The following is a 23,087-nucleotide window of genomic DNA, read 5'->3' on the forward strand; positions in this document are numbered from 1 at the left end:
TTAGGATTGGGTAATAACGAAACGTAAACTGAGTTATTAAAGAACACCGACCTATGCCTCGCATATTTGCCCACTTTTAAAGCACTCCAATCTCGAGGCTCATCTTTTTTTCTTTACTTTCACTCTTTTCATTATTATCCATTTAAATAACAATCAACACGGTAATCCGCTTTATGCTCAACGACACTATCATCCACGCCGAACGCGAACTGTATTTAACCTTGTTAGAGCTCGCCCAGCAGCAGCCGAGCGCCTATGAGTGGCTGACGCAACTGCCCACGTGGTTAAATGATATCAAGGACAAAGCCAACTATGCGCATGCGCCTGCTTACCAAGCGTCGGTAGCACGTTTGCCAACATTAGCCGTTGATAATGTAGATTTGGACAGTGATATATTGACGATTAATGCGCCCTTAAGTGACTCTGAGCGCAAACAAACCATGGCGCTATTAAAGCAACTGATGCCGTGGCGCAAAGGGCCTTTTCAGATTGGCAGTCAAGTCGAAAATCAAATTGATAGTGGTCAGAATGAATACCAACAAGCCGCACCAATTCTCATTGATACCGAGTGGCACAGTGATTGGAAATGGCAGCGAGTTGCACCGCATTTAGGAAATTTAAAAGGTCGGCGTGTATTGGATGTCGGCGGCGGCTCCGGTTATCACGGTTGGCGTATGGCAGGGGCTGGCGCGGATACAGTGATTATCATTGATCCGTCTTGCTTGTTTTATCATCAGTTTATGGCGATTCGTCATTTCGTCGGTAGCGGCGATACTCATGCTCATGGTACAGGCCGTTATCGTACCCATTATATTCCTGTGCCATTAGAAGCATTGCCTGAGCATAGCCAGCTATTTGACACCGTGTTTAGTATGGGCGTGCTCTATCATCGTCAGTCACCTTTTGAGCATTTGCAGCAACTCAAAGGGCAATTGGTAAAAGGCGGTGAGTTGGTACTTGAAACCTTGGTCATTGAAGGCGATGCCAATACTGTCCTCGTGCCGCATGATCGCTATGCGCAAATGAATAACGTGTATTTTTTACCGTCAGTCGCCGCATTAATCGGCTGGCTAGAAAAGGCTGGATTCTCAGACGTGCGCTGCGTCGATGTAGCCGTAACCTCGATTGAGGAACAACGTAAAACAGAATGGATGACTTATCATTCGTTAGCCGATTTTTTAGATCCGAATGATGCTAGCAAGACACTTGAGGGCTATCCTGCACCGATGCGTGCCACGTTAATTGCCAAAAAGTAACGCTTACTTAATTATAGCCAGTCCTAAATAAAAGGGATGCAAATATTATCACGAGCTACTGAGATAAACGTTACTTGCTTGCTGTGCCTGCGCAGACAGAGGCGTCGCAAAATTTATCCCAGTAACTCTGTGTCCATTTTATATTGGATCAAATATACCATAAGGAAAATGGACCGTGAAAAAATTAACGAGTTTACTCAGCGCTATGATGGGGTTGCTGCCATTGACGTCCATATCAGCTCATGCTGCCTATGGTACGCCATTTGAAGGCTGGGGCTTTGTGCAGGATGATTGGCAACTGGTCTGTGATAATACATTGACTTGCCGAGCAGCGGGTTATGCAGATGAGAGTATGTTGGATACGCCTGCTTCGATTTTATTAACTGTCATACCGCAAAAGTCGATACCAAGTGTATCGGTGGCTTTTGAATACCAAGAAGACGATACGAGTGGTAGTGACAACGAATTAATGACAACAGAGTTTTGGTTAAATAATAAAAATTATGGTGCCATTGAGAATGGTGAGCTTAATGCTAAGCAAACCCAGCAGCTTTTGAGTCATTCGCGTCAAAATACTAAGATAGAGATAAGAGCGGGTAATGATCGGTGGACAATCAGCGATAAAGGCATGAGTGCCGTGCTGCTCAAGCTTGACGAGGTGCAAGGGCGAGTCGGCACACCGATAGCATTAGTGAGCAAAACCAATCCTAATCGGCAAACACCTAAAGCAGCCAAAGCAACACCTGTCATTAAAAAAGCGATCTCATATTCTGATGATAAACAGCAGCTAGACCCTGCAAAACTAGTGTATTTTCGAAAAAATATAAACAAGTGGATCGATATTGATGCCAAAGAACTTGTAGGCGCTGAGGACGATATAGGAGACTGTGAGCTGGTCAATCCAAAAACCGAAGCGTACCAGCGAACGCAAGAATATGGCGCTGATAGGCTAGACTGGGAATTTACAACCGTAGATGCCACCCATACATTAGCCAGTCATATTTGTTGGCAGGGCGCATACAACGAAGGCTATGGTTATTGGCTGATCGACAAGGCAAAACCCAGTCGTCCGCAGCTAATTACTACCATGGGCAATGAGTATTCTGATGGCGAGATTTGGGCTACTCATAAAGATCGCGGGATTGGTGATTGCTGGAATCGTGCGGTATGGATTTGGGATGGCAAAACCTTTGCTCAATCAGAAGATGCTAGTACAGGCATGTGTCGCGGCTTTGCTGGTGGCGCGTGGGATTTGCCAACTTACGTCAGTGACGTGATAGAAAATAATGGCAAAGCTAATAAATAACGTTTCGATAAAAAATGGCATAGCTAACGACAATCTAAAGATCTCACTAATAGCGTCATCAGTATCAATGCGCTATTGGTGAGATGTCATATTTCTTAAATAAACCATCTTTGAAAAGCCACTTCTAACACCAGTTTGAGTAAGAACCCTACAAAACCTGCACCTAATGCTAAAAATATCCAAAATGTGCCAGCGCGCCCAGCGTCAGATTGTTTAGATATATCCCACATAATAAAAAACAAGAAAGCGATGAATATCGGCAATAAAACGTACAATCCCCAACTGGTGACAGTACTGGCAGCAATAGCAAACATGACATAATCCTATGAAGTAATAACGTGCCGTCTATTTGTATTTATACAAAATCCAAAGTATAAAACCCAGAAATTCTATTGACTTAATGTTGTCAAACTTACTTTTGAATTGCAAATCACTATACATAAATAAAAGAGATGAAGTAAAAATATACACCATAGAATAAAGGCCAATGCCTTAGTGAATAAAGTAGAAGGCCAGCATTATAACGCGGAAGCGAGCGTCTATAAACCGCTATTAAATAGGAGCAACGGGAACGCTACAATGAGTCCAGCTGATTTGCCCGTATCAATGCGTAATGCGCTTGTATTCCTACTCATTTAATTAGGGTAAGCATAAAGCAAAGCCGTGACAAATCTTTTAATCTTCTTGATTATCAATGTCAGCTGTCATAACCGTAAGATTTTAGTGCTAATTTTGGCGCAAATGATGCAATAAAGCGCAAAGATTGTTATATTTGTAGGTTACTTATTTTTTATTTTATTTTCTCCCATGCAATGCCGGTCGCTATTATAATAAGCAATGAGTGATTGCTCGCATTTGCCACATTTTTGCACTGTTTTTGTCGTTTATTTAACTGAGTTCAAAACCTTATGTCACAAACCCAAATTGATACACTTGCGTCACTATTTAACGATGCTATTCATGCCTTACAAGCGGATGGTACGCTGCCAAGCGATTGGCAAAATAATAGCCAAATTACCCGTACTAAAGACCTTAGTCATGGTGACTTTGCCAGCAATATCGCGCTGACTGCTGCTAAAGCTGCCAAAGCCAATCCACGCCAGCTTGCCGAAAAAATCGTTAATGCGCTACCTGAAAATCAAGATATTCGCCAAGTAGAAATCGCAGGCCCAGGGTTTATCAATGTCTTTTTGAACGCTGAAGCCAAGTTTTCGGTATTAGACGATATCTTTACTCTACAAGATCGCTTTGGTTTAAGTGACCAGTTCGATGGGCAAAAAGTACAGGTTGAATTTGTCTCTGCCAATCCAACTTCTAGTTTACATGTCGGTCATGGGCGCGGTGCAGCGTTTGGCATGAGCGTGGCAAACCTGCTTGAAGCGATTGGTTATGACGTCACGCGCGAGTATTATGTCAATGACGCAGGTCGGCAAATGGATATCTTGGCGACCAGTACGTATTTGCGCTATTTAGAAGCCAACGGCGAGCCAGTCACGTTTCCAGTCAACGCCTATCAAGGAGATTATGTCAGTGATATCGCTCAAACACTAAAAGCACAACACGCTGATAGCTATGTTCATACTTTTGCGCAAGTTGCCAAAGATGCGCCAGCAGATGCTGAATTTGAGATCAATACTGATGGCGAAAAAGTCCTGCTATCTGGTGATAAAGAAGCGCATATTGATGGCTTAATCGCCAACAGTAAAGCCTTGCTTGGCGATGGCTACGCGCTGTTTTTAAATGCCGCATTGAGCAGCATTTTGGCCGATATCAAAGATGATTTAAATGATTTTGGTGTGAGCTACGAGTGCTGGTTCAGCGAAAGATCTATCGACAGCGAAATTGAGCCAGTATTACAAATATTAGATGACAAAGGTTATCTGTACGAAAAAGACGGCAATATTTGGTTTAAGTCGACCGACTTTGGTGATGAAAAAGACCGTGTGGTACGCCGTGCCAATGGTCAGTCTACTTACTTTGCTTCTGACATTGCCTATCATAAAAATAAATTCGATCGCGGCTTCGATAAAGTCATTAACGTTTGGGGCGCTGACCATCATGGTTACGTGCCACGGGTAAAAGCGGCTTTGTTGGCGTTGGGGATTGATGCAGAGCGTCTTGATGTGGTACTTGTGCAGTTCGTGGCGTTGTGGCGCGGTAGTGAAAAAGTGCAAATGTCGTCGCGTTCTGGTCAGTTTGTCACCTTACGTGAGTTGCGTGCTGAAGTCGGTAATGATGCCGCGCGTTTTTACTACGTAGCGCGTAAGCCTGAGGTACATATTGATTTTGATTTAGAGCTTGCCAAATCACAAAGTAAAGACAACCAAGTTTATTATATTCAATACGCGCATGCACGCGTGTGCCGAGTATTAGAAAAACTACAAAACAGTGGCCTTGTGGTAGATGATGCGATTGGTTTGCAGCAACAAAATCTGCTCAGCGCACCCAATGAAGATGAGTTGATTAAACTGCTAGCAGGATATCCTGCGACATTGCTACGAGCAGCGACAGGCTATGAGCCACATGTTCTGACCAATTATCTCAAAGAGTTGGCAGCGCTATTTCATGGCTGGTATGATACTAACCGTATTTTGCCAGTGAGCCTGACCTCAGGTGAAGCGCCAAGTCAGGAAGAAGTTGAGCTGATGCAAGCACGTCTGCGTTTGTCTAAAGCAGTACGCCAAGTATTGGCCAATGGGCTTCGTTTATTAGGATTGTCTGCACCGTCTAGCATGTAGTATACATATAGACCAATGAGAGCAATAAATTGATGATAGATAGATTCAGTAGGGAGAACAAGATCCATGCTAGCCAAAAAACCTAAAGGTGCGACTGAAAAGCGCAAATCAAGTAGCATATCAGGCTTATTATGGATGTTTGTCGGGGCAGTTTTGACGCTGATGATTGGGGTGTTTATATACCTTTCACCGTTATTCAATTTCAGTCCCGCTGACAGTACCGCTGAGAACGATCCTAATCGGCAGGTACAGCAACGCGTTGAGACTGATACTGATAATAGCGATTACGAGTTTTACGATATTTTGCCAAATCAAGAGATGGCAACCATCCCTGATGAAAATATCGATGAAACAGGTGATAATGGATTGGGCAGTATCGGTGCTTTTGAGCCGGACGTGGTCGTCACTCAACCTGATGGCACATCTGCCAACGATACGGGTAACTTTGGTATCGCTGAAAGCACGACGATTGAGCCTAGTCGTGGTAACAATGCTGGTGCAGCCAATAATAGCGATGATATCGTTATCGTTGAAGAAGATGCTACCTATGATGGCGCGCCAGCGACTGGTAATAGTGGGGCAAATCGAGCTAATACAGGGGCAGGTACAGCGAGTGTTCAACCTGCTAAGCCTGCAGCAACCTATATCTTGCAGATTAATAGCTTCGGTGATGCAGATGAAGCAGATCGTCGCCGCGCCCAAGTGCTCATGGCAGGTGTAGACGCTCGCGTGGTTAAAAACACGACAGGTAATGGGTTACCGATTTATCAAGTGATCTCACGTCCGATGAATAATCGTCAGGCCGTGACGACTGCCCAGCAACGTTTACAAAATAATGGTATTGACTCCATTATCGTTGAACAGCGCCGCTAGACTCAGTAGGTTGTAGTGGTTTATTAATAATAAAAAAGCGTCATAATGACGCTTTTTTATCGCTGATTTTTAGGAAAAGTGTTTTATCCCATTGGTTTATTTTATCTGATTAAAACCTTCACAAAGAGTATGGCTATGACCGTATCTGATTCAGCAACGCCGCCTACTGGCAACGTTAAAGCATTTTTTCAGAAGTATTTTATCGATGCGTTCACTGGCATGGCTTTAGGGCTATTTGTTACATTGATTGCGGGTCTTATCATCTCGCAAATTGGTGGCTGGTTCGACCTGCCAGCATTGGTAGCGGTGGGTAAGCTCGCCTCGATATTGATGGGTGCTGGTATTGGTGTGGGCATTGCTTATTATCTAAAAGCGCCAACGCTAGTGATGCTCAGCTGCTTGGTAGCGGGCATGCTTGGCGCACACTCTGAAGCGCTGATGGCAGGTACGCTTTTTACGCCGCAAGTGGGTCGACCTGCGACATTTGCAGCGTTGCCTGGCAATCCGATAGGTGCCTATTTGACTTCTGTATTTGCGTACCGTGCTGGTACTTGGGTCGCTGGCAAGACGAAGCTTGATATTTTATTGATACCATTATTGGTTTGCGCGGTGGCTTTATTGGTTTGTGCGCTACTTAATCCGCCTATCGTCGCTGGTGTCAACGCGATTGGTCAAGGTATTCAAGCGGCCACTGAGCTACAGCCATTATTGATGGGTATCGTCATTGCGGTTGTGGTGGGTATTTTATTGACATTACCAACCTCAAGCGCCGCTATCTGCATTGCTATTGGGCTTGGTGGCTTGGCAGGCGGTGCGGCAGTCGTTGGTTGTGCCGCGCATATGATTGGTTTTGCTGTCGCTAGTTTCAAAGACAATGGTGTTAGTGGTTTGATATCTCAGGGTTTGGGCACGAGTATGCTGCAAATACCTAACGTGCTCAAAAAGCCTTTAGTACTGTTGCCAGCCGTTATCGCTAGCGCCATCGTTGGGCCTATTGCTACCGTCGGATTTGGGCTGGCTTGTACGGCTACTGGCGCAGGTATGGGTACTGCTGGTTTGGTTGGGGTCTTTGGTGTCATCGAAGCGTCGCAAGGGATTATGAGTGGTGCTCAGCTGTGGACGGCCATTATCTTATTGATGTTTGTGTTGCCCGCGGTAATCGCTGGAGTAGTCGCTTATGTAATGCGTCGTATGGGCTGGCTGGTCGACGGTGACATGAAATTGCCTTAATGAGTACCTATAGTCAGTTCAATATAAAATCGATACGTTAATAATTACGTGCAACTATTATAAATTTTCTTTGCTTGATGTGCCTGCGTAGACAATTGCGGCGCAAAACTTATCTCAGTAGCATTGTGTTTGTTCTATATTGAATCGACTATATACAAAAAGCCCAGCTACTTTAAATAGCTGGGCTTTTTTATTTGAATATTTATGGTCTGCTCGTTTAGGAAATTGCTTTTTGCTCATCGAGCGGTGCTAGTCTTTTTCTTGCGTCTTGGCTTTAGCTTACGAGAAATCGTATTCATATCGTTCAGCACCTTGCTATAACTAGCGGGAAAGACTCGCTGTACCGCATCCACTATTTTGGCGTCATTGCCAATCAAGCAGCGAGTTTGGTTGGTCGCTGCGGCATGTAGAATAACCCAAGCGGCGTCGCTGGCATCGAATTTTAAAAGCTTGTTAAAACTCTTAATGGCTTTGTCACCAGTATGCATGCCAACACTACTAACGCTGTCATTACCGCGCGCACTATTGGCGATATTGGTTTTGATGCCGCCTGGATGAATGCAGGTGGCTGACACACCGCATCGCTGAATGTCTAGCTCTTGACGCAAGCTTTCAGTAAAGCCACGTACGGCAAATTTGCTAGCATTATAAGCAGAGTATGAAGGCTGAGCAGTTAAACCAAACAAGCTTGAAATATTAATAATATGACCATTTTCAGAAAACAGGCGCGGTTTGCCATCCTTACTAGCACTACTATCATTTGCCAATGCGCTTTGTTTGACACTGTTTTTGATTAAGGGTAAAAACGCCTTGGTACCATAAACCACGCCCCAAAAATTGATATCCACCACCCATTCAAGCTCCTCAATACTACAACCTTCTATCGTCGAGGAGAACGCCACGCCTGCATTGTTAAAGATAAAATTCACCTTGCCATGTTCTGTCATGACATCGCTCGCCCATGCTTCCACCGCTTCATTGTCCGAGACATCAACTACCGTTGTTGTCACTTGGACATCGTAGCCGACTAGCAACGCTTTGGTTTGAGTCAGCTGCTCGGCATTGATATCAGAGAGTGCAACATGGCAGCCCATTTTTGCCAAATGAATCGCCAGCTCGCGTCCCATTCCTGATCCTGCGCCAGTGACAGCGGCGACATGGTCACGGTAATAAGGGGCAATACCATTATCTTGAGTATTATTTGAGGAAAAGGGTAAATGTTGACGCAATGAAGACGCCATAGCAGTCATATGATTAAGCATAATAAACAATCCTTTGTATTATTAGTAATGATATTCACAAGGGTAAATCACGATGGAATACAGCAGCTAACTATTCACTATAAGCGTTGAGAAATATAACTATAAGCGTTAAGAAATATAACCATGAGCGTTAAAATATACTATAGTCAAAACACTCTAAAAACGCCACGGTACTGCTGATATCAATTTTTTGCAGTCTCTGTCTGTAACGGCACAGCAAGTGAGGAAAATTTATACCAGTAGTATCTGACTATTGATGTATCGACATTACTTTCCACTGACTATATCTACCTTAGCATGATTTATGATGATGACTGGTCACGATTGATAAACGCTGCTGTCATTTTACAATCGCTGATTAATCGCCACTAAAATAGAAAAAAAGCGCCTGAGCACAGAATGCCAGACGCTTTTTTTAACATAGCCAATAAATAATCATAGGCTATGTTAATCAAATAAAAGTTAATCTAATAGTACATTAAGCAATTTTTGGAATTTTACCTTCATTAATCACTTCTGCATCAACCATAACGGTTTTAGCATTCTTCATAGAAGGCAGCTCGTACATCGTTTCGAGCAGGGCATTTTCTACGATAGAGCGCAAACCACGCGCACCCGTTTTGCGTTCCATGGCTTTTTTAGCAATCGCATCAAGCGCTTCTTGAGTGAAGCTGATTTCAGCACCTTCCATATCGAACAGATACTTATACTGCTTAACCAGCGCGTTCTTAGGCTCAGTCAATATCTGAACCAATGCTTCCTCATCAAGCTCTTGTAAAGCCGCTAGCACAGGCAAACGACCAATCAATTCAGGAATCAGACCAAACTTGATCAAATCTTCTGGCTCAACTTGTTGCAATAAGTCTGAGCTACGACGACTGTCATCTTTTGAGCTGACATCAGCGTTAAAACCAATACCGCCTTTTTCCGTACGCTGCTGAATCACTTTATCAAGACCGGCAAACGCGCCGCCCACGATGATTAGGATGTTGCTGGTATCAACTTGGATCAGCTCTTGCTGTGGATGCTTACGACCACCATGAGGGGGGATAGCAGCAACCGTACCTTCGATAAGCTTTAGCAGGGCTTGCTGTACGCCTTCGCCTGACACGTCACGCGTGATAGAAGGGTTGTCGCCTTTTTTACTGATTTTATCGATCTCATCGATATAGATGATGCCTTGCTCAGCTTTGCTGACATCATAATCAGAGGCTTGCAATAGCTTCTGTACGATGTTTTCAACGTCTTCACCCACATAACCTGCTTCGGTTAAAGTAGTAGCGTCTGCCATGGCAAACGGCACATCGAGTAGGCGCGCTAAGGTTTGTGCCAGCAACGTCTTACCAGAACCGGTTGGACCGATCAGTAAGATGTTGCTCTTGGCCAATTCTACCATCGCATCGTCAGCACCGATTTTGGCTTTTTTGCTGTCACGAGCCAAGGTTTGGCTCACTTTTAGACGTTTATAATGATTATAAACGGCAACCGCGAGTGCTTTTTTAGCAGCGTCTTGACCGATGACGTATTCATCAAGCTTGGCGCGCAGCTCTTTTGGCGTTGGTAGCTTTTTATTGACCCACGAGGTATCAATATCGCTATCGTCATCACCGTCTTCTGCACTATCTGCGATTAGATCTGTACATAGCTCAATACATTCATTACAGATATTGGCATCGTCAGCGGCGATCAGCTGTTGTACATCACTTTTGGCTTTGCCGCAAAATGAGCAGTGCGGGGTAGTATCTTCTGCCATAAAAGGCGCTCCTAAAATTTAAAACGTATCAATATTCTGATTGTGTGCATCAATGCCAAAGCAAATAACGCTAAGGCATTTTATGCTTATCAAAGCTGCTATATCGTAATTATAATGAGTCAGGGCGACGCTTTAATACTTCATCAACCAGACCGTATTCTTTTGCTTCGTCGGCATCCAACCAATAATCACGCTCGACATCTTTTTCGATTTTTTCTACTGGCTGACCCGTACGCTCAGCTAAGATCTGATTTAAGCGCGCACGCGTTTTTAGAATTTCACGAGCATTAATTTCGATATCTGTCGCTTGACCTTGTGCACCGCCTGATGGCTGGTGAATCATCACACGAGCGTTGGCTAGCGCATAACGCTTGCCTTTTTGACCCGCCGCCAACAAGAATGAACCCATGCTATAAGCACCGCCCATACAGATGGTCGACACTTCAGGCTTGATGAAGTTCATGGTATCAAAAATGGCCAAACCAGCGCTTACAGAACCGCCTGGTGAGTTGATGTATAAATGAATGTCTTTATCAGGGTTTTCAGCTTCTAAGAATAACAGCTGGGCAACAATAAGATTGGCCATGTGGTCTTCGACTTGACCCGTCAAAAAGATAACGCGCTCACGCAATAGGCGTGAAAAAATATCAAACGAGCGTTCACCGCGTGCTGATTGTTCGACAACCATAGGCACTAATGCCGCTTGCGTGCTTTGCATTTCGTTGTGTGCACTCATCAGCATATCAAAATGTGGGTTGGCAGTGATGCGATCATAATCTGTCATAAAAATGTCCTGTTTATAAGTACATAGAATAAAGGGATAAAAGTTAGCGAACAGTTAAGCTCTTATTGGTGTTTATCATGATAACTATTGCTATTTGTTGATAACACAAACTAGATGCAATGATCTAGATGCCGCTAAAAATAATTGAGCTAATGGTAACTTTTTTATGGGAGCAATAGTAACTTTTTCATGTGAAAAATTATTTTCTATTAATAATAGAGGTGACTCCCTATTAATAAGGTGTCTGTATGCGTTTATCAAGGGGATTACCGATAAACTGTTCATAAAAATAGTGTATTAGTTCTCAATAAAAATGCCCCAACAAATTTGTTAGGGCACTGTGCTAGGGTATTCTTAGATAGCAATTAGCAATTAGCAATGAGTGCCATTAAAGGGCAACGTCAAATGGCTAGATTACATGCCTTGCTGTTGTTGTTGCTGAGCGGCTAGCAAGTCTTGGTAGCTAACTTCTTTGTCAGTTACTTTACCTTGCTCAATCAAATAATCAACCACTTGATCTTCTAATACCACAGACTCAATGTTAGCGCGCTGTTGCTTATCAGTCGTGTAGTACTCGATTACTTCTGCTGGATCTTCGTAGTTTTCAGCCGCTTCTTTGATGAAAGTCTCAACGCGTGCTTGATCGACTTCTAAGCCTTTGGTATCGATAACACGAGCAACGATGATGCCAAGACGGGCAGCACGTAGCGCTTGCTCTTCAAATAGCTCATTTGGTAGCATGTCTTTATCGAAGCTATCAGCATTGGCACCGAACTGCTGAGAAAAACGTTGCATCATCATGTTACGTTGACGCTCGATTTCTTGCTCTAGCATGGCGCTTGGTACGTCAAACTCGTTCTTTTCTAGCAATGCATCAAAAGTCGCTTGCTTGACTTGGCTACGCGCCGCATTTTTGATTTCGCGTTCCATGTTTTTGCGTACGTCTTCTTTTAACTTCTCAACGCCGCCTTCTTTTACGCCGAATAGCTCAAGGAACGCATCGTCGATTTCAGGCAGTTTAGATTTTTCAACCAATTTTAGGGTGATTTTGAACTGTGCTTCTTTACCAGCTAGGTTTTCAGCTTGGTAATCTTCTGGGAAAGTCACGTCGATGGTTTTTTCTTCGCCAGCTTTCATGCCTTTGATGCCCGCTTCAAAGCCTGGGATCATCTGATTGCTACCGATAACCAATTTGAAGTCCTCAGATGAGCCGCCTTCGAATTTTTCGCCGTCGATAGAGCCTTCAAAGTCAAAAGTAACTTGGTTGTCTTTCGCCGCCATACCTTTCTTTTCAACGAATTCTTCACGTTGTTTTTGTAGGTTTTCGATCATCGTGTCAACGTCTTCTTCACTAACTTGTGCCGTGTGACGCTCAACTTCGATCTCATCGATACCTTGTACGTCTACTTCTGGGAAGATTTCAACCGTCGCTTGATAAACCAAGAAATCGTCTTCTAGTTTTACGTCGTCGATGTTAGGCATGCCAACCGCGCGGATGTCTTCAGATTTGATCGCTTCAAACACGGTATCACGGATCACATCGTTGATGACTTCTTGTTGAATGCCAGCACCATACTGTGAGCGGATGTGCGACATAGGGACGTTGCCTTTACGGAAACCGTCAATCTTGGCAGTTTTCGCAACTTGGCGAATACGGCCTTCGACTTTGTTTTGAATTTTTTCAACGGGTACTTTAACCGTGAGCTGGGTTTCTTTGTTAGATAGCTTGTTGGTTGTGACTTGTAAATCTGTAGCCATGTTAATTACACCTTTAAGATTAAATCGTACTTTGGATTAAATAGTACTTAGGGTTAAATGATAATAGACAAACCGTGCCGCAAATTACGGGCGTGTACGACGGTTGCCGTTGGAATAAATAGGGGATAGTGATAAGCTCGCCACTTCAAAATCAACACCAGTAGCAATCGCCGCTGACACCAAAATGTGAAACTGTCGCTGTTATAAACGCTATCAAATATCAATAATAAACCGCAAATGTGCTGCATAATAACGCTTTTTGGTGAATTATACAGTCAAATAACGGCTTTCAACAAAATTTTAAAAGTAGAACAGTATAATCTATCTGCTTATTAAAGTAAAAATTATCTCTTTATCGTCAATTTACTTTGAATCTGTCACATCGTCAATCTCGCTTAAATTACGATTTGTACATCTGCGCTCAATTTTCTTGTATCAGCATTATGCGTGTTGAATCGACTAGAAGCGTAAGGTTTTAATTATTAAGGTTTAACTTATAAAGCCAGCTGCGCCAATAATTGCTGAATCGCCTGACCGCGATGGCTAATCTGGTTTTTATTTTTAGCGCTTAAGCTTGCCGCGGTTGCCTGCATATCAGGTAACCAAAACAGGGGATCATAACCAAAGCCGCCATCACCAAGCGGCGCTTCTAAAATCTCACCGTGCCACAGACCTTGGGCGATAATTGGCAATGGATCGTCGGCATGGCGCACCATGGCCAATACGCACACAAACATACCCGTGATAGGCGTGTTTGGTTGCGTTTCTCGGATAGGCTGTAAGTCAGCGATGAGTTTGGCGTTATTTTTGCCATCATTGCCGTGCTCGCCTGCATAACGGGCCGAGTAAATGCCGGGTGCATTGCCCAATACTGGCACACAAATTCCTGAATCATCAGCGATAGCAGGCAATCCGCTGAGTCGGCTGGCATGACGCGCTTTGATAATGGCGTTTTCTACAAAACTCAAGCCATCTTCAATCGCATCTTCGATATCGAGCTGACCTTGCGGGATGATCGTCACATCCAAATTCGCGTCGCTAAACAATCTTTTGAACTCAGCCAATTTGCCTTTATTATTACTGGCGAGCACCCATTGTTTACTCGATTCTGCTGTGGCTGTTGCATCGGTTTGATTGGTGTTTGTCGTACTCATAGTGTCTGTCCAGCATTGGTTATTTATCAGAATGTGCTTCATAGTTAGTTCGAAATAAAATCGATACGTCAGCAGCACTGTATCGGGTTTAAAGTGAATCGACTATAGGTTTCAAATAACGATAGGTCGTATCGCAAAATTTTTGATATTCTTTGTACAAGTTATCTTGATTGCGTTTGCTTTGATTACATTGTTGTATTCTATGCTGTGATTGGCTAAATTATCAATTAGCATAAGTAATCGGCGAGTCATAACATTTGGTAACTGATATTTGCCGTCACTGTTGCTATAATAGGCGGCAAGTTACAGTGAATTATATCTTATAGATTGTAAACTTAAAGTTAATAATACTTTTAAACGCCAATAATGACTTTTAAGTCAATAACTTGGTGCTAGATGGTAGAACAACGATTGAGTCTTGCTTGCTTAAGATAGTCTTAACATTTAGAAGTTCTATAGATTCACAGCAATATGTGAATCATATCGAGTAATAAATCTCACTAACAATAAACTAAGCCAATTTAGTCCAATAATTTATAGTGTCGCTTTTATGCTATACCTAATACTAATGGCTAAACCAGCAAGGATAAAATAATTATGTCAAATATTACTTTACCAGACCTACCCTATGCAAAAGACGCGCTTGAGCCACATATCAGTGCTGAGACGCTAGAATACCATCATGACAAGCATCACAATGCATATGTGACTAAGTTAAATGATTTGCTACCAGGTTCTGGTCTAGAAGACAAAACATTGCCAGAAATCATCGAAGCGACGTCTAAAGATGACAGCAAGCAAGGTATGTTTAACCAAGCAGCCCAAGTATGGAACCACACGTTCTATTGGAACTGCATGACGCCAACCAATGGCGGCGGCGAACCTACTGGTGACTTGAAAGCTAAAATCGAAGAAGATTTCGGTAGCTATGACAAGTTCCGTGAAGAGTTCAAAAACGCAGCATTGACGCAATTCGGTTCAGGTTGGGCATGGCTAGTCGCTGACAAAATCGGTGGCAAACTGTCTATCGCCAAAACAGCAAATGCTGATACACCATTGGCACACGACCAAGTAGCAGTATTGACTTGTGATGTATGGGAACATGCGTACTATGTCGATTATCGTAACCGTCGTCCTGATTACGTCGACACGTTCCTAGACAAACTAGTGAACTGGGACTACGCCAACGCAAAATATAAAGGTCAAGATGCTGGTGTTGAAGAGTAATCTTTAAGACTTAAGGTTTTGATTGATAAAAAAGGACGCCGCGAGGTGTCCTTTTTTTTGCTATCTTTTGTGTTCTAAAAGAATCAGTGCAATTCTATTTTACAATGACCACTTATACTTTCTACTTAGAATTATTAGCTATTAAATTTCTTATTTCAAGAATTGATAATGTCTTGTCTTTCTTTCTATGGACGACAGAGTGGCAATTTGCGCACAGAGGGATTAAGTCGGTTTCTGGATCTATTGCTTTGGGTGTTTCAAATTCTGATACAGGAACTATATGATGAACATGAATAAATCCTTCAGCATATTCTCCATAAAACTTGCCAAAGTTAAATTCGCAAGCAGCACAAGAGTTACCGTGAATGGCAATCGCTTGCTTTCTGTATTTAGGATTTCTTTCGTATGTAGTTACATAACGTTTTGATTGTGTACCTTCACTGAAAGACTCAAGCGAATCTTGATAGCTTTCTGTGACTTCATCTGAGATGTAAGCCGTCTTTTGCTCTGAAACTTTATTAGATCTGACTTTAGAGGTAATAAGGTGGTAAGTATCTTCATCGATAGCCCTTACCCCATCGCGCCAATAGTTGGATTTTCTCGACTCGGGAATTGTTTCTATATACTTCGCATCATCCTTTGCTAAAACTGCTTCTTCAAAGGGTATAAAATCAGTAATAGTAGCAAAAAAGTCGTTTTTACTACTTTCCTTATCTGGATAAGTTTTGCTGATTTTACCAATACCGAAATAGTGAGGGGCGTCGGATAGTCTATTTTTCGAGAAGGATTTATTTTTGAGACCTCCTTTGTAGTAAATAATATTAGTGCCTGGCTCCAGATATTTTAAATATCTTTTAGGAAAGTGGTAAAGGATTCCGGTTTCATCAGCCCAAGCAGACTCATCATTTTCAGTTATTATTGCAAACATAATTAGCCCTATATTCAAAAACTATGTGTATATATAACTCATCTCACGCAAAATTGCTGCTATCAATTTCAATCAACCAACTCCCAACCCTCATCCACAACCGACTCATCAAACACTCTTTTAAATCCTTGCTTGATCAGTTCAATACGCGACGGTGCTGGCTGATTATCAATAGTAATTACTGGCGCATCCGTTGGGATAATCCCTCGCCATTGCAAACTGTCATTATCTTTAATCGCCAATACAAAACTAAAGAAAGCCGTATCGCCCGCCATCATACGCAGATCATCAACGACGAGTTGCGTGGTCTGCTCATTATTTTGAGCAGAGTCTTGATTAGAGTCGCTATTAGGTTTTTGCATCCGATAACCTGTCCAATCACCGGAGAACCAATCGAGTCTTGTAGCATAAGGCTGGCTGGACTGCGGCAAACTTGCGTTAAGCGCTTTTGAATCCTTATATTGAGTCAAATAGCGATATTCGGGAAGGCGCTTATCTAACGTGCTACCTCTTAGCTCAATCAGCTGATGCTGATTATCTTCTGCGAGCGTTCGCCACATCAGAATAGTGGGAAGCACTGGTATGGTTTTGATACGGACGATATTGTCTATACCAGCAGCTGCTAAAGTTTGCTCGGCTTGACTTTGCGCGTAGTATTTTAATCCTACTGACAGTAATAGATAGCTACTGCTAACGATGAGCATCCACATCGCAAAGCGTTGGCAGTCGGCAAAGAGTCCTGTTTTAAATAGGGATAGATTGCGACCTTTTATTAGTCCCACAATCATAGCGATAAGCAAGGGTATAGTATAAAGCGGGTCGATGATAAACATTGATGCGATGCTGATAGGCGTCATCTGTAGTGGCTCTTGTAATGGCCAAAATAGCTGCGTACCGTAGACCGTAAAGCTGTCTAATATCGGATGCGTCGTCAGTGCCAATGTCATGGCAAACGCTAAGCGCCTAAAAGAGTAAGGCAGTGGCATATTACGCCATTGATGATATCGACTAAGCAGCCACGCACCGCCTAAGCCTAATGCAGTTAATACAAACAGTGAATGGCTAAAGCCTCGATGATAGGTCATATTGCTGACTGGATCACCGTAATGTAAAAGCACATCTAAATCAGGGATAGTGCCAAGTATTGCCCCATACAGATAAGCTTTGCGGCCTTGATATTTACCAAGTATTGACCCTTGGACGCTAGCACCTAAGACGATTTGACTGAGTGAATCCATAGCGCTCTTATTAATTTAAGGGTTGGGTTTAGATTGATTATAATACGTTAAAGTTATGAGTAGTTAACGCTTCTCTGAGCATCGCAATATTATAATACGCATGCGCATTGACGGTATTTTGAAAGAAAATATACAGCGTATCGAAATGCTGACGCTGATTGGCAATCGCTTGCGCCCAATCCTGCATCTCCGCCTCGCTATAGCGATAATCATGACGATCAGCGGCGCTCATCGCATCCCACCAGTTTAGATTATTACCATGCATGCGCAGATAGCCAGTACGTTCAGTAAATATCAATCTTGACGGTGGCAGTCCGCTGACTTTAGGGTAATCAACGCTACACCAAATCAGACCTTGCTCGATAAAGCTATCGACCACTTGCGGGGTGTGCCAGCCATTATGACGAAACTCGACCGCCAATGGATAGTCTTGAAACCAACTAACCAGATTGGCCAAATAAAGACGATGCTCGCGAGTACGATCAAAACCATGCGGAAATTGCAGTAATAATGGGGCTAGAGCGTCGGCTTCGATGAGTGGCGTTAGCGCCTTCAGAAACGCTTGTGCATGATCGCTTGTACCTTTACGTGCATGAGTGAAGTCTTGGTGTAGTTTGACGGCAAATTTTAATTGGCTATCTGTTTGCACATAGGCTTTATCGACCATACCCGCAAAGGCTTTTTGGCCGATAGGTGCATAGAATGTGCTGTTTATCTCGACCGCGCCATATTGTTTGGCGTACTCACGTAAGAAGTCCGTCTTTTTGGTGCCAGTAGGATACAGCGTACCGAGCAAATCAGTATCACTATAGCCGCCAGTGCCGAGGTATATTTTTGGTAAAGGATTGGAGGAATCAGTGGAATTACTGATAGTAGCAGCCTGATTTAAGGAGTTAGAAGTCTCAGAACTATCATTGACCATAAATGAATGCCTTATCAGGTAAAACTTGAGGTTAAAAGAGCAAAGTAGATAAAGCCATAAGCCATAAAATAAACAATAAGGTCAGTGCCAAAAACTGGGCGGCAGAGCCAACATCTTTGCCTATTTTTGCTAATGGATGCTGCGTAGTTGAAGTGTGGTCGATACTTGCTTCAAGTCCTGTATTAAACAACTCAACGATGATAGATAAAAAAGAGGCGATAAGCAGGATCATTTTTATAGTCATGGTCAAAGGGAGGAATACGAGCGCAATGAGCAGGACTAAATTGAGCCAAAATGCTTGTCGAAAAGCGGCTTCATTTTTATAGGCTGCCATAAAGCCATCGGCAGAGTAGCCAGCCGCTTTAACGATTCGCCCAAAGCCTGCTTTGCCTTTTGCAGTATCAGCGAAGCTTTAAGCAGTTTCCGTTCCCGAATCTGGCGTATGAGCCGCATGGTCATGATGATTGTGCTGTTTAGACGATTGAGAAATCGGCTGTTTATCAGGATTAGGCTGTTTAAGGTCGCTCATATAAGTCTTAATCATCGTTGTAGAGTAACGAACAGTTTAGCACGCATAAACTTACTTTTGTCTAGACCACAGCCACTCGATGAGAGCCAATAGCGCATTATTCTCTTTATCGTCGTCAAGCTCAAGACCACTCAGTTCGCGAATGATAGCGGCGCGTCCGTCATTGAATAATGATTGTGCATAAGCCGTTGCACTCTCAACACCCATTAGTTTTACATAGGTAGACTTGTCTAATTTTTCATCGCTGCCCGCAGGTTTGCCAAGCATATCAGTCGTCATCGTGACGTCCAGCACATCGTCTTGGACTTGAAAGGCCAGACCAATATGCTGGGCGCAGTCTTGCAACGCCATGCGCTGCGGAGCCGTTGCACCCGCACAGATACCGCCCATCAACATCGCCGCTTCGATCAATGCGCCCGTTTTATCACGGTGAATGGCTTCCAAATCGCTTTGTGAGATGTCGTTGCTGGCTTCAGCATTGAGATCTAACATCTGACCAGACACCATACGCCGCGCACGTGGCGCAAATATCGCGACGAGCTGGCTGGCAATGTCTGTGTCAAAAGGCGCAAAGGTCGGCAGCTCTGCGGTCAATACCTCAAAGGCTAATGTCTGCAACACATCGCCTGCGAGCAGGGCGGTCGCTTCATCAAAAGCGATATGAGCCGTTGGCTGACCACGGCGCAGCGCATCATCGTCCATGCAGGGTAAGTCATCATGCACCAATGAGTAAGTATGCAGCAACTCGACCGCCAATGCTGCACGGCGACACATATCATAATCTGAGTCGCTTTCTAATAGAGACTCTAAATCATTATTTTTATCCGTGTCTTCATTAATGCTCTGACGGCTGTTTTTATCACGATAATCATTAACACTGGCAAAGGCGCTGGCGACCAACAACGGACGTACCAATTTGCCTTGACCAGTCATTACATAGCGGCACGCATCAATCAGTGGACTTGGCAGCTCGGCATAAGCAAACAGCACCTCGATATCTTGTGCGAGTTGCGCACGTACGGCGCTGTGAAATTGCTCGGTGTCGCTATCAAAGCTAGCAAAAGACATAAAGCTTGGCGTAAAAGAAACAGTCATAACCCAACCATTTATAGGTGAATAATAGAAATATCGTTAGTGTAGCATGATAGATTATATTCCTGATGCTGCGCGTATGATCCATGAATTATTTTTTGCTGTTCAATGTAAAAAACGACATGAAATGCTACAACAAGCCTTCGTTACGTATTGGTGATTTAACTCACTGGTTGAATATGGTTTGATAAAGGAGCAAGCTAAGTGAGTCATATTAATACGACTATATCAACAGTTTATCATCCTTGAGATGGTGTACAGTGCAGGCAGGTAGTACGAAATAAACTCAAAATGACAACTCAGTATACAATCATTCACTAAAGCACTTTGCGCATAAGGTAAATGCCTACAGGTGATTTAAGAGTGACTTGCGAGTATGGCATTAGCTTGTGACAGTTAGGGGCATAATCCCCTACACTAATTGAGTAAGAATAGTCTGCTGACGTTAATATTGAATATTTACGGAATCAAAATCGATACGAAGCCTCTTTTAAAGTGACTTTTGGCATTATTAGGCAAGATCGGCTTTAAATTTAAGCAAAAATAAAATTGTCTATATTATTTATATAATAAGAAAGCGCCATCTCACTGCGCGCTGGATAATAACAATATCGTTACAGAATTACTTAATACGTCTTAAATAAACATCATTACCCGTATCATCTGATTTTTAAAACATCGTTTTTATCACAACATCGCTTTAAAACATAGAAAGGAGTTCCAAATGGTATACCAAGGAAATCGCATCACGGTGACAATGCTAGAGGATGGCATCGCCAATATGCAGTACAACGCCGAAAACGAGAGCGTGAACAAGTTTGATACTGAAACCAATAAGCAGTTTGGTGAAGCTGTAAGCGCATTAGAAAAAGCCACTGATGTCAAAGGTCTTATTGTCACCTCAGGAAAAGGCGTTTTCATCGCTGGCGCGGATATCACAGAATTTGTCGCTTCTTTTAAAAAGTCAGAAAGCGAGATCAAAGACTGGGTTATTAGTATTAATCATGACTTTAATCGTTTTGAAGATTTACCATTTCCAAAAGTAGCTGCCATCAATGGCGCGGCGATGGGCGGTGGTTGTGAAATGACTCTGGTTTGTGAATACCGTGTCATGAGTGACAAAGCGATCATCGGTCTACCAGAAACCCAATTGGGTATTTTCCCAGGTTTTGGCGGTACGGTTCGTAGTACGCGCGTCATTGGTATCGATAATGCGCTCGAATTAATTGCAACAGGCACACCAAAGAAAGCACTTGATGCCCTTAAACTTGGTCTAGTTGATGCGACTGTATCGGCGGATGATTTGCAAGATGCTGCGATTGACTTGGTCAAAAAATGTATCTCAGGTGAGCTTGATTGGCAAGCGAAGCGTGAAGAGAAACTCAATCCTGTTAAATTAAATCAGCTTGAGCAAGCGATGGCATTTAACAGCGCAAAAGGTATGATCTTTGCCAAAGCCAATCCTAAGCAGTATCCAGCACCAGCACTTGCGATTGAAGCAATCGAAAAACATGTCAATCTACCACGTGATAAAGCAATTGAGATTGAGGCGACTTATTTCGCTAAAGCCGCGAAAACGCCACAAGCAGAAAGCTTGGTTGGTTTATTCTTAAACGATCAATTGGTTAAAAAGTTAGCGAAGCAACACAGCAAGCAAGCACACGAAATCAATGAAGCGGCAGTACTCGGCGCCGGCATCATGGGCGGCGGCATCGCTTATCAGGCAGCCAGCAAAGGCTTGCCAATCATCATGAAAGATATCAAGTCTGAGCAATTAGATCTTGGTATGAATGAGGCCAGCAAGTTACTGGCTAAAATGGTCGAACGCAGCAAAATGACCCCAGCAAAAATGGGTGAAACCCTAAGCCGTATACGTCCAACGCTAAACTATGGTGATTTTAGCGAGACTGATATCGTCATCGAAGCCGTGGTAGAAAATCCAAAAGTGAAGCGTGCGGTACTTGCCGAGGTCGAGGGCTTAGTCAAAGACGATTGCATCCTAGCGTCAAACACCTCAACGATTTCTATTACTTTCTTAGCAGAAGCGCTTAAGCGTCCAGAAAACTTCGTTGGTATGCATTTCTTCAATCCTGTACATCGTATGCCATTGGTTGAAGTTATCCGCGGTGAAAAATCATCTGAAGAAGCGATTGCGACTACGGTTGCGCTGGCCTCAAAAATGGGCAAAGTGCCCGTTGTGGTCAATGACTGCCCAGGTTTCCTTGTCAACCGTGTGTTGTTCCCATACTTCGGCGCGTTTGATTTGCTACTTAAACAAGGTGCTGATTTTGCTAATGTCGATAAAGTCATGGAAAAATTCGGCTGGCCAATGGGTCCCGCTTATCTAATCGACGTGGTTGGTTTAGACACGGGCGTACACGGCGCAGAAGTGATGGCAGACGGTTATCCTGATCGTATGAAGCCTGAGTATAAAGGTGCTATTGAGCTTTTATATGAAAACAAGCGCTTAGGTCAGAAAAACGGCGTTGGTTTCTATAAGTATGAAATGGACAAGCGCGGAAAGCCAAAGAAAGTTGCTGATGAAGCGACTTATGAGCTGCTAAAAACCATCACTGATAGCGATAAGCAAACCTTTGACGATCAAGCTATTATTGACCGCACCATGCTGGCTTTCTGTAATGAGACAGTGCGCTGCCTAGAAGACAATATCGTCAGCACGCCATCTGAGGCTGACATGGCGATGATTATGGGCGTTGGCTTCCCGCCATTCCGCGGTGGCCCTTGCCGTTATATCGACCAAATGGGTCTAGATAACTACTTGGCATTGTGTGAAAAATACGCGCACCTTGGCAAAGCTTATGAAGCCCCGCAAAAGATTCGCGACATGGCAGCAGCAGGCGAGACCTTTTACGCCACGGCGTAATGGGCAGTCATTAATAGGATGAAGTGCCGTATGTGTGCTGTTGAAGGCGAGAGCAATTGAGTTATTTATACTCTTTAATGGCAATATTCTCTAATAGCAGACGTACGATTTTAGTTGGTTCAATTGATTGCTAGTGCATGAAATCGAGCGCAT

18 protein-coding genes and 1 pseudogene are annotated in these 23,087 nt (G+C 43.3%); 7 read left to right on the plus strand and 12 right to left on the minus strand.

Going from position 1 to position 23,087, the window contains the following annotated elements; all coding sequences use genetic code 11:
• Window positions 1–173: 173 nt before the first annotated feature.
• Together cmoB and JMX48_RS08750 are read left to right on the plus strand one after the other, a co-directional pair.
• Window positions 174–1,256 carry a tRNA 5-methoxyuridine(34)/uridine 5-oxyacetic acid(34) synthase CmoB gene (gene cmoB / locus JMX48_RS08745; protein WP_201536763.1) on the plus strand — a complete coding sequence of 361 codons (1,083 nt, stop codon included), beginning with the start codon at window positions 174–176 and terminating at the stop codon, window positions 1,254–1,256.
• Window positions 1,257–1,431: 175 nt separating this feature from the next.
• Complete coding sequence (locus tag JMX48_RS08750; protein ID WP_201536765.1) at window positions 1,432–2,562, plus strand: DUF1176 domain-containing protein; 1,131 nt, start codon at window positions 1,432–1,434, stop codon at window positions 2,560–2,562.
• Between the two features lie 95 nt (window positions 2,563–2,657).
• On the opposite strand, the gene JMX48_RS08755 is transcribed toward JMX48_RS08750, so the two are convergent.
• Complete coding sequence (locus JMX48_RS08755) at window positions 2,658–2,876, minus strand: DUF2788 domain-containing protein (protein ID WP_201536767.1); 219 nt, start codon at window positions 2,874–2,876, stop codon at window positions 2,658–2,660.
• 594 nt (window positions 2,877–3,470) lie between these two features.
• On the opposite strand from JMX48_RS08755, the gene argS reads away from it, so the two are divergent.
• The 3 genes from argS (at window position 3,471) to JMX48_RS08770 (ending at window position 7,403) form a co-directional block, all read left to right on the plus strand.
• The gene (gene argS, locus JMX48_RS08760; protein WP_201536769.1) at window positions 3,471–5,300 is read left to right on the plus strand and encodes an arginine--tRNA ligase; all 1,830 of its coding nucleotides are present in this window, start codon (window positions 3,471–3,473) and stop codon (window positions 5,298–5,300) included.
• A 66-nt stretch (window positions 5,301–5,366) separates the two neighbouring features.
• Window positions 5,367–6,173 carry an SPOR domain-containing protein gene (locus JMX48_RS08765; protein ID WP_201536772.1) on the plus strand — a complete coding sequence of 269 codons (807 nt, stop codon included), beginning with the start codon at window positions 5,367–5,369 and terminating at the stop codon, window positions 6,171–6,173.
• Window positions 6,174–6,308: 135 nt separating this feature from the next.
• Window positions 6,309–7,403, plus strand: coding sequence for a PTS sugar transporter subunit IIC (locus JMX48_RS08770; protein WP_265088776.1), 1,095 nt, complete (start codon window positions 6,309–6,311; stop codon window positions 7,401–7,403).
• Window positions 7,404–7,639: 236 nt separating this feature from the next.
• Here JMX48_RS08770 and JMX48_RS08775 read toward each other — a convergent pair whose 3' ends face one another.
• The 6 genes from JMX48_RS08775 to rdgB all read right to left on the minus strand — a co-directional run bounded on the left by JMX48_RS08775 (window position 7,640) and on the right by rdgB (window position 14,114).
• Entirely contained in the window at window positions 7,640–8,665 is a 1,026-nt protein-coding gene (locus JMX48_RS08775) for an SDR family NAD(P)-dependent oxidoreductase (protein ID WP_227687958.1), read from the minus strand.
• A 478-nt stretch (window positions 8,666–9,143) separates the two neighbouring features.
• On the minus strand, window positions 9,144–10,418 hold the full coding sequence (gene clpX / locus JMX48_RS08780) for an ATP-dependent protease ATP-binding subunit ClpX (RefSeq protein ID WP_201536776.1): 1,275 nt from the start codon (window positions 10,416–10,418) through the stop codon (window positions 9,144–9,146).
• A gap of 109 nt (window positions 10,419–10,527) precedes the next feature.
• Window positions 10,528–11,202 carry an ATP-dependent Clp endopeptidase proteolytic subunit ClpP gene (gene clpP, locus JMX48_RS08785; protein WP_413786356.1) on the minus strand — a complete coding sequence of 225 codons (675 nt, stop codon included), beginning with the start codon at window positions 11,200–11,202 and terminating at the stop codon, window positions 10,528–10,530.
• 414 nt (window positions 11,203–11,616) lie between these two features.
• Window positions 11,617–12,960, minus strand: coding sequence for a trigger factor (gene tig / locus JMX48_RS08790; protein ID WP_201536779.1), 1,344 nt, complete (start codon window positions 12,958–12,960; stop codon window positions 11,617–11,619).
• A 53-nt stretch (window positions 12,961–13,013) separates the two neighbouring features.
• Entirely contained in the window at window positions 13,014–13,208 is a 195-nt protein-coding gene (locus JMX48_RS08795) for a hypothetical protein (RefSeq protein WP_201536781.1), read from the minus strand.
• A 246-nt stretch (window positions 13,209–13,454) separates the two neighbouring features.
• On the minus strand, window positions 13,455–14,114 hold the full coding sequence (rdgB, locus tag JMX48_RS08800) for an RdgB/HAM1 family non-canonical purine NTP pyrophosphatase (RefSeq protein WP_201536783.1): 660 nt from the start codon (window positions 14,112–14,114) through the stop codon (window positions 13,455–13,457).
• Window positions 14,115–14,711: 597 nt separating this feature from the next.
• On the opposite strand from rdgB, the gene JMX48_RS08805 reads away from it, so the two are divergent.
• Complete coding sequence (locus tag JMX48_RS08805) at window positions 14,712–15,341, plus strand: superoxide dismutase (protein WP_201536786.1); 630 nt, start codon at window positions 14,712–14,714, stop codon at window positions 15,339–15,341.
• Window positions 15,342–15,462: 121 nt separating this feature from the next.
• Here JMX48_RS08805 and JMX48_RS08810 read toward each other — a convergent pair whose 3' ends face one another.
• The 5 genes and pseudogenes from JMX48_RS08810 to JMX48_RS08830 all read right to left on the minus strand — a co-directional run bounded on the left by JMX48_RS08810 (window position 15,463) and on the right by JMX48_RS08830 (window position 20,053).
• A complete protein-coding gene (locus tag JMX48_RS08810) occupies window positions 15,463–16,269 on the minus strand; it encodes an HNH endonuclease (protein WP_201536789.1) in 807 nt (268 codons plus the stop codon).
• A 68-nt stretch (window positions 16,270–16,337) separates the two neighbouring features.
• Window positions 16,338–17,507, minus strand: coding sequence for a metal-dependent hydrolase (locus JMX48_RS08815; protein ID WP_201536792.1), 1,170 nt, complete (start codon window positions 17,505–17,507; stop codon window positions 16,338–16,340).
• Window positions 17,508–17,544: 37 nt separating this feature from the next.
• Window positions 17,545–18,429, minus strand: coding sequence for a DUF72 domain-containing protein (locus JMX48_RS08820; RefSeq protein ID WP_227687959.1), 885 nt, complete (start codon window positions 18,427–18,429; stop codon window positions 17,545–17,547).
• A 31-nt stretch (window positions 18,430–18,460) separates the two neighbouring features.
• Window positions 18,461–18,841 (minus strand): annotated as a pseudogene (locus JMX48_RS08825) (diacylglycerol kinase); the annotation flags it as partial.
• Between the two features lie 168 nt (window positions 18,842–19,009).
• Window positions 19,010–20,053, minus strand: a complete 1,044-nt coding sequence (locus JMX48_RS08830; RefSeq protein ID WP_201536795.1) for a polyprenyl synthetase family protein — start codon at window positions 20,051–20,053, stop codon at window positions 19,010–19,012.
• Between the two features lie 721 nt (window positions 20,054–20,774).
• Between JMX48_RS08830 and fadB the strand changes: the two genes are divergently transcribed.
• The gene (fadB, locus tag JMX48_RS08835) at window positions 20,775–22,934 is read left to right on the plus strand and encodes a fatty acid oxidation complex subunit alpha FadB (RefSeq protein WP_201536797.1); all 2,160 of its coding nucleotides are present in this window, start codon (window positions 20,775–20,777) and stop codon (window positions 22,932–22,934) included.
• Window positions 22,935–23,087 lie beyond the last annotated feature (153 nt).

Origin of the sequence: Psychrobacter immobilis, assembly GCF_904846225.1 — a bacterium.
Taxonomy (GTDB): Bacteria; Pseudomonadota; Gammaproteobacteria; order Pseudomonadales; family Moraxellaceae; genus Psychrobacter; species Psychrobacter immobilis_F.

Coding starts and splice junctions, on each gene's coding strand:
- JMX48_RS08775 (WP_227687958.1), bottom strand. CDS start 8,665: ATGCTTAATCATATGACTGCTATGGCGTCTTCATTGCGTCAACATTTA.
- JMX48_RS08795 (WP_201536781.1), bottom strand. CDS start 13,208: ATGCAGCACATTTGCGGTTTATTATTGATATTTGATAGCGTTTATAAC.
- JMX48_RS08830 (WP_201536795.1), bottom strand. CDS start 20,053: ATGACTGTTTCTTTTACGCCAAGCTTTATGTCTTTTGCTAGCTTTGAT.
- JMX48_RS08755 (WP_201536767.1), bottom strand. CDS start 2,876: ATGTTTGCTATTGCTGCCAGTACTGTCACCAGTTGGGGATTGTACGTT.
- JMX48_RS08810 (WP_201536789.1), bottom strand. CDS start 16,269: ATGTTTGCAATAATAACTGAAAATGATGAGTCTGCTTGGGCTGATGAA.
- rdgB (WP_201536783.1), bottom strand. CDS start 14,114: ATGAGTACGACAAACACCAATCAAACCGATGCAACAGCCACAGCAGAA.
- JMX48_RS08805 (WP_201536786.1), top strand. CDS start 14,712: ATGTCAAATATTACTTTACCAGACCTACCCTATGCAAAAGACGCGCTT.
- JMX48_RS08820 (WP_227687959.1), bottom strand. CDS start 18,429: ATGGTCAATGATAGTTCTGAGACTTCTAACTCCTTAAATCAGGCTGCT.
- clpX (WP_201536776.1), bottom strand. CDS start 10,418: ATGGCAGAAGATACTACCCCGCACTGCTCATTTTGCGGCAAAGCCAAA.
- JMX48_RS08765 (WP_201536772.1), top strand. CDS start 5,367: ATGCTAGCCAAAAAACCTAAAGGTGCGACTGAAAAGCGCAAATCAAGT.
- fadB (WP_201536797.1), top strand. CDS start 20,775: ATGGTATACCAAGGAAATCGCATCACGGTGACAATGCTAGAGGATGGC.
- JMX48_RS08770 (WP_265088776.1), top strand. CDS start 6,309: ATGACCGTATCTGATTCAGCAACGCCGCCTACTGGCAACGTTAAAGCA.
- argS (WP_201536769.1), top strand. CDS start 3,471: ATGTCACAAACCCAAATTGATACACTTGCGTCACTATTTAACGATGCT.
- cmoB (WP_201536763.1), top strand. CDS start 174: ATGCTCAACGACACTATCATCCACGCCGAACGCGAACTGTATTTAACC.
- tig (WP_201536779.1), bottom strand. CDS start 12,960: ATGGCTACAGATTTACAAGTCACAACCAACAAGCTATCTAACAAAGAA.
- clpP (WP_413786356.1), bottom strand. CDS start 11,202: ATGACAGATTATGATCGCATCACTGCCAACCCACATTTTGATATGCTG.
- JMX48_RS08815 (WP_201536792.1), bottom strand. CDS start 17,507: ATGGATTCACTCAGTCAAATCGTCTTAGGTGCTAGCGTCCAAGGGTCA.